The organism is Pseudoalteromonas sp. CO348 (genome assembly GCF_004208845.1).
GTDB classification, from domain to species: Bacteria; Pseudomonadota; Gammaproteobacteria; order Enterobacterales; family Alteromonadaceae; genus Pseudoalteromonas; species Pseudoalteromonas maricaloris.
Genome location: NZ_SGPI01000004.1, coordinates 1 through 11,835, shown reverse-complemented (window position 1 = coordinate 11,835; position 11,835 = coordinate 1). Strand labels below are relative to the sequence as shown.

Genomic DNA, 11,835 nt, shown 5'->3' with positions numbered 1-11,835 from the left:
ATGCCGGGGCTTTATAAAAGTCTAATTTAGTTAAAAACTAAAATTAAGCTTTCTTAGGACGTTCAATCACGTCAACTAGCGTCCAAGATTTTTTCTTAGAGATTGGCGCACATTCGCGAATAGTCACGACGTCACCTGCTAGTGCTGTGTTGTTTTCATCGTGTGCGTGCAACTTAGTTGTACGCTTGATGAACTTACCGTAGATCGGGTGTTTAACCTGACGCTCGATAGCAACAACGATTGACTTGTCCATTTTGTCGCTAACTACACGACCTTGTACAGTACGGATCTTATCGCTCATTATGCACCTGCCTTCTGGTTGATAACCGTTTTCACACGCGCAATATTGCGACGTACTTTCTTAAGCTCGTGAGTTTGAGCTAGCTGACCAGTGCTCGCTTGCATGCGCAGGTTGAACTGCTCACGAAGAAGCTCTAGAAGTTCAGCATTTAGCTCTTCTACGCTTTTGTCTTTAAGTTCGCTAGCTTTCATTACATTACCGTCCGAGTTACAAATGTTGTTTTGAAAGGTAATTTACGAGCAGCTAGGTCGAATGCTTCGCGAGCAAGCTCTTCTGAAACACCTTCCATCTCGTAAAGTACTTTACCAGGCTGAATTTCAGCAACCCAGTATTCAACAGAACCTTTACCTTTACCCATACGAACTTCAAGCGGTTTCTCTGTAATTGGCTTATCTGGGAATACACGGATCCAGATTTTACCTTGACGCTTGACGTGACGTGTCATAGCACGACGAGCTGCTTCGATTTGACGAGCAGTCATACGGCCACGGCCAGTCGCTTTCAAGCCGAAAGAACCGAAGCTAACTTTGTTACCGCTGGTAGCCAGACCACGGTTGCGGCCTTTGTGTACCTTACGGAATTTTGTACGTTTTGGCTGTAACATTAGTCGCTACCTCTTACTTAGCACTTTTTTTAGCTTTCTTCGGCGCACGTTTAGCTGGCTTCTCTTGCTCTTGAACTAGTGGAAGACCACCAATTACTTCGCCTTTGAAGATCCAAACCTTAACACCGATGATACCGTAAGTGGTCAAAGCTTCTGAAGTTGCGTAGTCGATATCAGCACGTAGAGTGTGTAGAGGTACACGGCCTTCACGGTACCACTCAGAACGTGCGATTTCAGCACCGCCTAGACGGCCGCTTACTTCAACTTTGATACCCTTAGCACCTAGGCGCATTGCGTTTTGTACTGCGCGCTTCATAGCACGACGGAACATAACACGACGCTCTAGCTGAGAAGAGATACCGTCAGCAACTAACTGTGCATCTAGCTCTGGCTTACGTACTTCTGCGATGTTGATTTGCGCAGGTACACCAGCAAGCTTAGTTACAGCTTGGCGAAGCTTTTCAACATCTTCACCTTTTTTACCGATAACAACACCAGGACGAGCTGTGTGAATTGTTACACGGATTGATTTAGCTGGACGCTCGATAACGATCTTAGCTACAGAAGCACTTTTCAATTCCTTAGTAAGGTATTGACGTACTTTGTGATCGCCAAAAAGCTGTTCAGAGAAATCTTTTGTATTCGCGTACCAAGTAGATACCCAAGGCTTTGAGATACCTAGGCGAATACCAGTAGGATGAACTTTTTGTCCCATTACTTATATCTCCTAGCTATCCGATACCACAACAGTGATGTGGCTTGTACGCTTAAGGATGCGGTCTGCGCGTCCTTTAGCACGTGGCATAATACGTTTCATTGTAGGACCTTCGTCTACAAATACTTTAGCCACTTTAAGCTCATCAATGTCAGCACCTTCGTTGTGCTCCGCGTTCGCGATAGCAGACTCAAGTACTTTCTTAACTAATACAGCCGCTTTCTTCGGGCTGTACGCCAGGATTTCTAGCGCGCGATCAACCGGAAGTCCACGGATCTGATCTGCCACTAGACGTGCTTTCTGCGCCGAACCAGAGGCGAATTTGTGTTTAGCTAATGCTTCCATCATACCCTCCGATTAACGCTTCTTAGCTTTCTTATCCGCAGCGTGACCGCGGTAAGTACGTGTAGGTGCAAATTCACCCAGTTTGTGACCGATCATTTCGTCTGTGATGAACACAGGAACGTGCTGACGACCATTATGGACAGCGATGGTCAATCCGATCATGTTAGGTATGATCATTGAACGACGGCTCCAAGTTTTAATTGGCTTCTTGTCACCGCTTTCCAACGCTTTCTCTACCTTCTTCAGCAAGTGTAGGTCAATAAATGGACCTTTCTTGAGAGAACGTGGCATGGCAATTCCTCAACTATTATTTAGTACGACGACGTACGATAAACTTATCAGTACGCTTGTTCTTACGAGTCTTGTAACCTTTAGTAGGTACGCCCCATGGAGATACAGGGTGACGACCACCAGAAGTACGACCTTCACCACCACCGTGTGGGTGGTCAATCGGGTTCATGGCAACACCACGAACTGTAGGACGGATACCACGCCAACGATTTGCACCAGCTTTACCTAGTGAACGTAGCATGTGTTCTGCGTTACCTACTTCGCCAAGAGTCGCACGACAATCAGACTCAACCTTACGAACTTCGCCAGAGCGAAGACGTAGTGTTACGTATTGACCTTCACGAGCAAGGATCTGTACGTAAGCACCAGCAGAACGTGCAATTTGTGCACCTTTGCCAGGTTTAAGTTCAACGTTGTGTACAGTAGAACCTACAGGGATATTACGCATAGGTAGTGTGTTACCAACCTTGATTGGTGCATCAACACCAGATTGGATTGCATCACCTGCTTTAAGACCCTTAGGTGCAATAATGTAACGACGCTCACCGTCTGCATATAATACAAGAGCGATGTTTGCGCTACGGTTTGGATCGTACTCTAGACGCTCAACTTTAGCTGGAATGCCATCTTTTGTGCGTGTAAAGTCGATTACACGGTAGTGTTGCTTATGACCACCACCGATGTGACGAACCGTGATACGACCGTTGTTGTTACGACCACCTGATTTAGAGTTTTTCTCTAATAGCGGAGCGTAAGGCTTACCCTTGTGTAGATCAGGGTTAACCACTTTAACGACGTGACGACGACCCGCAGAAGTTGGTTTACACTTTTGAAGTGCCATAATTCTAACTCCCCTTATTACTCGGCGCCGCCGACAAAGTCTAGCTCGCTACCTTCTTTAAGAGTAACGTATGCTTTTTTCCAATCGCTACGACGGCCAAAACGCATACCAGTACGCTTTGTCTTACCCTTAACATTTAGAGTGCGAACACCAGTTACTTCTACTTCGAAAAGCTTTTCTACAGCTGCTTTAACTTCAGCTTTAGTTGCATCTTTAGCTACTTTGAAAACGATAGTGTTGTTTTCTTCAGCAGATACAGTGCTCTTCTCAGAGATGTGTGGAGCAAGGATTACTTTTAAAAGACGTTCTTCACGGATCATGCTAGCGCCTCCTCAAGTTGCTTAACAGCAGCAGCAGTAATCAGAACCTTATCGAAAGCGATTAGGCTTACTGGGTCGATGCCAGCTACGTCACGCGTATCAACCTTGTACAGGTTACGTGCAGAAAGGAATAGATTCTCATCTACTTCTTCAGTCACGATTAGTACGTCTTTAAGCTCAAGTTCTTTAAGCTTAGCTACTAGTTCTTTAGTCTTTGGTGCTTCTAGACCAAAGTTTTCAACAACTACTAGACGATCTTGACGAACAAGCTCAGAAAGAATGCTCTTGATCGCACCGCGATACATTTTACGGTTAACTTTTTGGCTGTGATCTTGCGGCTTAGCTGCAAAGCTCACACCACCGCTGCGCCAGATTGGGCTGCGGATTGTACCAGCACGTGCACGGCCAGTACCTTTTTGGCGGAATGGTTTCTTACCACCACCGCGTACTTCAGAACGTGTCAATTGAGCACGAGTACCTTGGCGAGCACCTGCTGCATAAGCAACAACTACTTGGTGTACCAATGCTTCGTTAAACTCACGTCCAAAAGTAGCTTCGGAAACTTCAAGCGCGCCAGCGCCTTTAATTGCTAATTCCATCACTAAATCTCCAGGACTTATGCTTTAACAGCTGGTTTAACGATAACGTCACCGCCGATAGCGCCAGGTACTGCACCTTTAACTAAAAGCAAGTTACGCTCTGCGTCAACACGTACTAGTTCAAGGTTCTGTGTCGTTGAACGAACATTACCCATTTGACCGGCCATTTTCTTACCTTTGAAAACTTTACCAGGAGACTGGTTTTGACCGATTGAACCAGGAGCACGGTGAGATAGAGAGTTACCGTGAGTTGCGTCTTGCATGCTGAAGTTCCAGCGCTTAACACCACCTTGGAAACCTTTACCTTTTGAAGTACCAGTAACGTCTACTTTTTTCACTTCAGTGAAAAGTTCAACAGTTAGCTCTGAACCTACTTCAAATTCACCTTCACCGCCGTTAAGACGGAATTCCCACAGGCCGCGACCCGCTTCAACGCCAGCTTTAGCGAAGTGACCCGCTGCTGGTTTGTTTACACGGCTTGCTTTTTTCTCGCCTGCAGTAACTTGAAGCGCGTTATAACCGTCAGTTGCGTCAGATTTGATCTGCGTAACACGGTTAGGAGTCGCTTCGATAACTGTCACAGGGATAGATACACCATCTTCAGTGAAGATACGTGTCATACCCACTTTACGACCGACTAGACCTAATGCCATTTTCCTAAAACCTCTCTAATCTTCCGATTAACCCAGGCTGATTTGAACATCAACACCAGCAGCAAGGTCTAGGCGCATTAGAGCGTCTACAGTCTTGTCAGTTGGTTCTACGATGTCGATCAGACGTTTGTGGGTGCGGATTTCATACTGATCACGCGCGTCTTTGTTTACGTGCGGAGAGATCAATACTGTGAAACGTTCTTTGCGCGTAGGTAGTGGGATTGGACCACGAACCTGTGCACCAGTGCGCTTCGCTGTTTCCACGATTTCCGCCGTTGATTGGTCAATCAAACGGTGGTCAAAAGCTTTTAGGCGAATACGAATGCGTTGATTTGACATTCTTAAACCTCAAATAAAAAGAGCATTTAAAAAGAGCATAAAAAAACGACCGAGACTAACTCAATTATTCCTGAGAAGTCGGTTGTTAATTTATTTCTACCGTTGAACTCACAATTGGAGTTCCTGTTCATAGGGCCTGAAATCCAGACCTTTCATTTACTTTCCTAGACGCTATGGTCAAGAAAGTCTGCATATTATAGTGATATTGGTGATAAATGCAACAACTAATACAAAGTAATTTTATCGCTCGGATCCGTAGGCGCTGTCGCCGCAGATAAAGCACATTGAACATACATAATATTTCACTCACACAAAGCACATAGAACAAAATTCACTCTACTCAAGCGTTCGCTTCTGTTAGTCTTCCATAGTGAAATATTGCGACAAGAAAACATGGATGACGCCTTTGTAAATGGTCAGTCCAGTTAAATCTTGGTATTCTATGGCTAATGATAATTGTTCGGTATTCCCATGCAGATTTTTTCTTATTTGCTTACAACCATCGCTCGCTGTAGCAACTGGCTTTTTGTTAAAAGTAAAGTATTGCCAGAGCATCCCATCGAGGATTACGAGCTAGATCCCAGCATTCCCACATTTTATGTAGCGAGACTCGACTCAGTATCAGACATGGTCGCGCTAGACGTTATGTGTAAAAAGCTTGGTTTACCAAGACCGTCTCAAAAAGCGCGAATTGGCAACAAAGAGCTCAATCGTTTTGTTGGGATCCAGACTCCGCCAAGTGTCTTTGGTAATAGTCATAAACCAAGTGATGCGCTTGAACATAGCAAAGCGATTTTTGAAGCGCTAAAAGATGATAACAATACCGATGCGCAGGTTATTCCGGTCACCATATTGTGGGGTCGTAATCCAGGTAAAGAAAAGCCAGGTGTGGGAACCTTATTATCCAACTCATTAACACCGAGCTGGCTACGCAAATGCTTTGTGATCTTGTTTTCAGGCCGGGATAACTTTGTTCGATTTTCCCGCCCGATTGAACTCAACCAATTGTTAAACGATAAAGCAGATGTTGAGGAGCTGCCACATAAGCTGCTGCGCGTTGCACGCGTGCATTTCCGTCGTCAAAAATTGGCTGCTACCGGTCCCAAATTACCATCACGTGAGCAGCTATTTAATTCTATCTTAGCGTCGCAAAGTATTAAAAAGGCCATTGCTGACGAAGCAAAGGCAAAAGGTCTAAGTCAGGAAGAAGCGAGATTACAAGCACTGAGGTTATTAGACGAAATAGCCGCAAACTATTCAGACGCCATGGTGCGCGTAGCTGACAGGGCCCTCACTTGGCTGTGGAACAAGCTTTATAATGGTATTGAAGTTAATAACTCAGACAAAGTACAAGCACTCGCTGACAAAGGACACGAGATCATTTACGTGCCATGTCATCGTAGCCATATGGATTACTTGCTTCTCACTTATGTGATTTACCATCAGGGTTTAGTACCACCGCATATCGCAGCTGGCGTTAATCTCAACTTTTTCCCTGCGGGCCCGATTTTCCGTCGTAGTGGCGCCTTCTTTATTCGCCGTTCTTTTTCGGGTAACAAACTCTATTCCGCGGTATTCAAGGAATATTTAAGTCAGTTATTCATCAAAGGGTATTCCGTTAAGTTTTATACCGAAGGCGGCCGCAGTCGTACCGGTCGTCTACTACCACCAAAAACGGGTATGTTGGCAATGACACTGCAATCTATGTTGCGTGGTATAGACAGACCTATCTCATTAGTGCCCGTTTATCTCGGCTACGAACATGTTATGGAGATCAACACCTACCTCAAAGAGCTGGCTGGCAACAGTAAGAAAAATGAGTCTATCTTTGGTATTTTTAAGGCGATTAAGAACCTTAAAAACTATGGTAGAGGGTATTTAAATTTTGGCGATCCGATATCAGTCAACCAATTTTTAAATGAGCATCAACCAGATTGGCGTGATTCTATCCACCCCACCGAAACTCAAAAGCCAGCTTGGCTGAACAAGCAAGTTGCCGATCTCGCTGATGTCATCATGACTGAGATAAATAACTCAGCAGCACTGAACTCAGTGAATTTGCTTGCGACTATTTTGCTGAGTAACGAGCAGTTTGCACTACCTAAATCACAACTGCTACAACAGCTTGATTTATATCTTGGACTACACAGAAATGCACCTTATCACGACAATGCGACGGTGCCAGATTCGAGCTCTGAGGGCTTACTCGATCATGCACTTAAGCTTGATAAGTTCGATATTATTGAAGACAGTTTCGGCAGCATCATTAGTGTTAAGGAAAAAGAACGCGCTCTGCTTAATTATTACCGTAACAATATTCTGCACCTGTTTGCCGTACCAAGCTTAATCGCTCAGCAGCTCTTCAATCGCTACAGCTTGACTGTTGATGAGTGTCGCAAAGAGGTAGCGCTGTTGTATCCCTTGTTTGCAAAAGAGTGGTTCTTAACAGACCTTAAGACAGGATATATAGAGTCTATTTTTGAATACTTTGCGGCTAAGGGTCTAATCACCTTTGATGGTCACCTAGCCTCAGTTAACAAAGATGGTAGCGCATTGGCACAATTAGAAATGCTAGGTAAAGTGATCCACTTAACGCTTGAACGCTATGCAATCACGATTAACCTCGTTAAGCGTCATCAAGGATTAAGTCGTAGCGAGCTTGAAAAAGAAAGTGCACTTCTTGCCGACCGACTAGGAACTTTGCATGGTATCAAAAGCCCAGAGTTTTTTGACAAAAAAGTGCTCAGTGCATTTGTCACTAGTCTAAAAGAGCAAGGCTTTATAGAACAAGATGAAGCCGCTGGCATTCGCGGCACAGAATCACTACATACTTTAGAGCAGTACTTAAAAGCCCTGCTACCTGCTCGAATACATCAGTCTATTCAGCATATCGTCTAATATCATAAGGCCCCAATTTAGGGGCCTACTTTATGGTGCATAGCGAAGCTTAAGTTAGGCGATTATCTATTACTTGCTTTATAACAACAGCAATAACACATAGCGCCGCCGCTATATCTACAGAGATTATTTGGTGCGGCCAAACTAAAGCGATACCTAAAAGCGCTAACACCATCCTGATAGGCTTATTGAGCTTCGCCTCGGCATAACCGTATATCGCTGCTACCAAAGCGTACATTCCCACAAGCGCAGTGAAAAAAACCTGCATGATCTCGAAATTACTTCCCCCGATAAACGGCGTATAAGCAAACAGTAAGGGAACGATGTATAGCGCTTTGGCCGTTTTCCATGCTTCTATTCCTGTTGCCATCGGCGGTGTTTTGGCAATTCCCGCAGCGGTAAAAGCGACCAAACATACTGGCGGTGTTACATTGCTATCTTGCGATAACCAAAAAATAATCATATGGGCAGAAAGTAGCATCATGGCTAAATGCGTGGCATCAAATTGGCTACTGCGAATAATATCAATAGCCTCTGGCGGCAAGCTTGCCAAAATAGTAAACACTTGAGCCGTGGTAATATTTGGCTGGTTGTATATCTCACCTAGTGCTGGTGCCATCATACTCATCATCATCGTCGCAGTGTCATTGAGTTGACCATTTACTATGATCTCTACCAGTGCTGACTGGCTGATCAAGCCATACAAAGCCGGTGCAGAAAGCGTTGCCAACACAATATATGATGCCGTCACAGGTAGCCCCATACCGATAATTAGCGAGGCCAATGCAATCAATACCAACAACAGTATCAAGCTAGCTCCCGCCCATTCATTTATCATTAGAGAAAAAGTAACCCCTAAGGAGCTGATCGAAATACAATTCACCAGCATGCCAATGGCCACCAATAATATTGCTGTCTTAGCGCTGTTTTCAGTTGCATTTGCAAGCGCAGCCAAAACCTTTGACCACTTCATCGGCGAATGTGAAAACAAAGAAAATAGACACACACTGAGCGTCGCAATACTGACTGCATAAGTTGGCGTAAAGCCATAAATCATCAAAGTTACGAGCAACACGATAGGTAATAAATGATGCCAACCGGACTTCAGCTCTTGCCAAGCACTCAATTGCTCTGATTCTAATGCTGGCTGGATATTCAAACGCTTAGCTTGAATACGTACAAAGATGGCGATAGATGCGAAATAAAGCAGAGCGGGAACAAAGGCCGCCGCAATTATCGTAAGATAAGGAATTTGAGTATAAGAGGCTATCACAAATACACCGGCCCCCATAATCGGCGGGATCAGCTGACCTCCCGTCGATGCTCCGGCTTCAACTGCTGCCGCAAACTTTGCAGGAAAGCCTGCTTTCTTCATTAATGGAATGGTGATCACCCCAGTCGCCGCTGTATTCGCGATAGCAGAGCCTGATACTGAGCCCATCATACCCGAGCTCACGACAGCAACAAGTCCTTGTCCGCCAACCATACGACCAACAAGCGCATTGGCAAAGCGAATGATAAAATCCCCTGTTCCTGCTTGGACTAGAAATGCGCCAAACAGGATAAACATAAAAACAAACGTCCAAGAAATTTTAGCAATAGGTCCAAACAAGCCGTCATCAAAGTAATTGCGAAACAAAATAGTTTCTGCGCTTAAACCCGCAAAATGAAACACGCCATCGATATACTGTCCCAAAAACAGTACATAACTCATCGCCAGTAGGATCATCATCGGGATAAACCAGCCCATACAGCGCCGGACCAACTCAAGCGCGAGGAGTACAGCGGTGGAAGATGCTATCCAGTCAGCCGTAGCAAATTCATAATTACGCGCAGCCAACGCATCACTGTACAGAACAAGATAGCCACAGCTCACGGTTAAACCGATAAACAGCCCGATATCAATAACGCTAGAAAGCACTGCTAATTTGCCAACTCTAAGTGGCAAGGTGAGCAAGATAATGCTACCAAATAGCATGAAATGAATGGCTGAAATATAGTTATCCGGCCAAGTGGCGACCAAGTTAAAATAGAGATGTAACAGACTCGTGAGTATCGCTAAATAAAAAGCGATCCTCTCACGAGCTGCTGTTGGTGCTGCTAATGTGCTTTGCTCATTGCTACTATTACTCATTGATAGATACTATCCCGTTTTACTTAGTTGGCGGCGTTACTGCAGATGAGCAGGTACGGCAATACCTATTTCTTTATAATACTTCAGCGCACCTGGATGTAGCTTAGCAGGCAGTCCCATGAGTGCCTTTTCTATCGCCATGGCTTTAGTCGCTTTATGGATGGTTTGAAGAAAGACTAAATTTTCATAAATTGCCTTGGTGAGCAGATATACATCTTCCTCACTCATGTCTTTATGTGCAGCAAGAAAGTTTGGCTGCGCAATCGTTTTGATTGCATTAGTTTGGCCGGGGTAAGTGTTAGCTGGGATCTCGAAGCGTGACCATAACTCTACCTCAGCGTTGACTTTATTTAGCTGCTCATCAGTAAAATCCAGCACCGTGATACCATTGGCATCGGCTGCATAAGCACTTGTAATAGCGCTGACAGGTACTCCTGCTGGAATATTCATTCCCGCAATCTGACCATTTTGTAGGGCGCTAGAAGAGCCCGCGTAACCTTTATGCACCAAAGTGAATTTGTCACTATCAACGCCCAGTGCAGCCATGATGTGCTTCCCAGAACCTTCCGTTCCAGAGTTACGCTTACCAATACCAAACCCTTGTGAATATAGGTTTTTCAAATCTGAGACGTTGCCCGTTTTGGCATACTTCTTAGCAATGACAAAGTGCTCTACGTTTTGCCACAGCATAGTCACAGAACGCAGATAATCTTGTTTGCCAACAGGTGCCATTGCACCCGTCCCCTGCGTCGCCCACGCACCATAAAGCCCCTGTAGAATAGCCAGCTCAGCTTCTTTATTACGCATGAGTTTGAGGTTATCACCCGAACCAGCTGAGGTAATGGCCGACACGCTCATACCGTGCTGTGGCGTGACTTTTAGCTTAGTTAGTGTCGCAATTGCGACGCCTACTGGGTAAAAAGTGCCACCAGATGAGGCTGTCGCCAAAATATAGGATCTGTCCTTATCTACATTGGCAAAGCTTGCAAAAGTACATAGTGACATTGTGATACTGAGCACAGCAGAAATTGTTCGAGCCGAAAGACCTAACATCTTTACACTCCCTAATTTTAGGTTTTATATGGGCTTATTGTGCACACCTTTACGCAATTAACCAAATTTTTACGTGACTGGTGGCTGGATATCAGCATATAGAATAGGGAGATTAAATGGTGAGAATATGGATTTTAAGCTGTCGAAAGCAAATATAAGAACATTATCGGATTGTTCGTTATAACCATCACAATGACAAAAATGAGGCTTTTATAGGAGAATGAGCCTTTTCCTTTGTCGCGATATAAAATCGCTGCTACAAGGTATTAAAAAAGTCTGTACGTATTTATTGGAGAACGACCCTTTCACTGGTCGCGATATAAAATCGCTACTACGAGGTATTAAAAAAGGCTGTACTCATTATCGGAGAATGACCCCTTCACTAGTCGCGATATAAAATCGCTGCTACGGGGTATTAAAAAAGGCCTAACTCTTATCAGAGAACGACCCTTTTGCTGGTCGCGATATAAAATCGCTGCTACGAGGTATTAAAAAAGGCCGAACTCCTATCAGAGAACGACCCTTTCCATTTGTCGCGATATAAAATCGCTGCGACGAGGTATTAAAAAAGGCCGAACTCTTATCAGAGAACAACCTTTTTCCTTTGTCGCGATATAATATCACAGCGACAAGGCATTAAAAAAGGCCGCCAAAGCGACCTTTTTTATGTGTGTTACGACAATCTAGAGATTACTCTTCGATTGTTGCTACAACACCAGCACCTACTGTACGGCCACCTTCA

General features: G+C 44.6%; 14 protein-coding genes. 1 reads left to right on the top strand and 13 read right to left on the bottom strand.

Features of this window, described 5'->3' with window-relative positions; translation table 11 throughout:
- Positions 1-43 precede the first annotated feature (43 nt).
- The 11 genes from rpsQ to rpsJ are packed head-to-tail and all read right to left on the bottom strand — an operon-like array spanning position 44 to position 5,008.
- Positions 44-301, bottom strand: coding sequence for a 30S ribosomal protein S17 (rpsQ, locus tag EXT48_RS00935; RefSeq protein ID WP_010376371.1), 258 nt, complete (start codon positions 299-301; stop codon positions 44-46).
- Positions 301-492, bottom strand: a complete 192-nt coding sequence (rpmC, locus tag EXT48_RS00930) for a 50S ribosomal protein L29 (protein WP_010376372.1) — start codon at positions 490-492, stop codon at positions 301-303. The genes rpsQ and rpmC overlap by 1 nt, the downstream gene beginning before the upstream one ends.
- Positions 492-905 (bottom strand): 50S ribosomal protein L16, encoded by a 414-nt coding sequence (gene rplP, locus EXT48_RS00925; protein WP_010376373.1) that lies wholly within the window; start codon positions 903-905, stop codon positions 492-494. Before rplP ends, rpmC begins: the two co-directional genes overlap by 1 nt.
- A 13-nt stretch (positions 906-918) precedes the next feature.
- Complete coding sequence (gene rpsC, locus EXT48_RS00920) at positions 919-1,620, bottom strand: 30S ribosomal protein S3 (protein ID WP_010376374.1); 702 nt, start codon at positions 1,618-1,620, stop codon at positions 919-921.
- Between the two features lie 12 nt (positions 1,621-1,632).
- Positions 1,633-1,965, bottom strand: coding sequence for a 50S ribosomal protein L22 (rplV, locus tag EXT48_RS00915; protein WP_010376375.1), 333 nt, complete (start codon positions 1,963-1,965; stop codon positions 1,633-1,635).
- Between the two features lie 12 nt (positions 1,966-1,977).
- Entirely contained in the window at positions 1,978-2,256 is a 279-nt protein-coding gene (rpsS, locus tag EXT48_RS00910; protein ID WP_010376377.1) for a 30S ribosomal protein S19, read from the bottom strand.
- A gap of 16 nt (positions 2,257-2,272) precedes the next feature.
- Positions 2,273-3,097 (bottom strand): 50S ribosomal protein L2, encoded by an 825-nt coding sequence (rplB, locus tag EXT48_RS00905; RefSeq protein ID WP_010607737.1) that lies wholly within the window; start codon positions 3,095-3,097, stop codon positions 2,273-2,275.
- Positions 3,098-3,114: 17 nt separating this feature from the next.
- Complete coding sequence (rplW, locus tag EXT48_RS00900; protein WP_010376382.1) at positions 3,115-3,417, bottom strand: 50S ribosomal protein L23; 303 nt, start codon at positions 3,415-3,417, stop codon at positions 3,115-3,117.
- On the bottom strand, positions 3,414-4,016 hold the full coding sequence (gene rplD, locus EXT48_RS00895; RefSeq protein WP_010376385.1) for a 50S ribosomal protein L4: 603 nt from the start codon (positions 4,014-4,016) through the stop codon (positions 3,414-3,416). The genes rplW and rplD overlap by 4 nt, the downstream gene beginning before the upstream one ends.
- Before the next feature lie 17 nt (positions 4,017-4,033).
- Positions 4,034-4,669 carry a 50S ribosomal protein L3 gene (gene rplC / locus EXT48_RS00890; RefSeq protein ID WP_010376387.1) on the bottom strand — a complete coding sequence of 212 codons (636 nt, stop codon included), beginning with the start codon at positions 4,667-4,669 and terminating at the stop codon, positions 4,034-4,036.
- 27 nt (positions 4,670-4,696) lie between these two features.
- Positions 4,697-5,008: a 30S ribosomal protein S10 gene (gene rpsJ, locus EXT48_RS00885; RefSeq protein WP_010376390.1), complete on the bottom strand. Its 312-nt coding sequence runs from the start codon at positions 5,006-5,008 to the stop codon at positions 4,697-4,699.
- A 471-nt stretch (positions 5,009-5,479) separates the two neighbouring features.
- Here rpsJ and plsB point away from each other — a divergent pair, with 471 nt between their 5' ends.
- Positions 5,480-7,906 (top strand): glycerol-3-phosphate 1-O-acyltransferase PlsB, encoded by a 2,427-nt coding sequence (gene plsB, locus EXT48_RS00880; protein ID WP_130163330.1) that lies wholly within the window; start codon positions 5,480-5,482, stop codon positions 7,904-7,906.
- Between the two features lie 49 nt (positions 7,907-7,955).
- Here the strand turns inward: plsB and EXT48_RS00875 are convergent, their stop codons facing one another.
- Both EXT48_RS00875 and EXT48_RS00870 read right to left on the bottom strand, forming a co-directional pair.
- Positions 7,956-10,040, bottom strand: a complete 2,085-nt coding sequence (locus tag EXT48_RS00875) for a TRAP transporter fused permease subunit (RefSeq protein ID WP_130163329.1) — start codon at positions 10,038-10,040, stop codon at positions 7,956-7,958.
- Between the two features lie 36 nt (positions 10,041-10,076).
- A complete protein-coding gene (locus EXT48_RS00870) occupies positions 10,077-11,093 on the bottom strand; it encodes a TAXI family TRAP transporter solute-binding subunit (RefSeq protein ID WP_130163328.1) in 1,017 nt (338 codons plus the stop codon).
- Between the last annotated feature and the right edge of the window lie 742 nt (positions 11,094-11,835).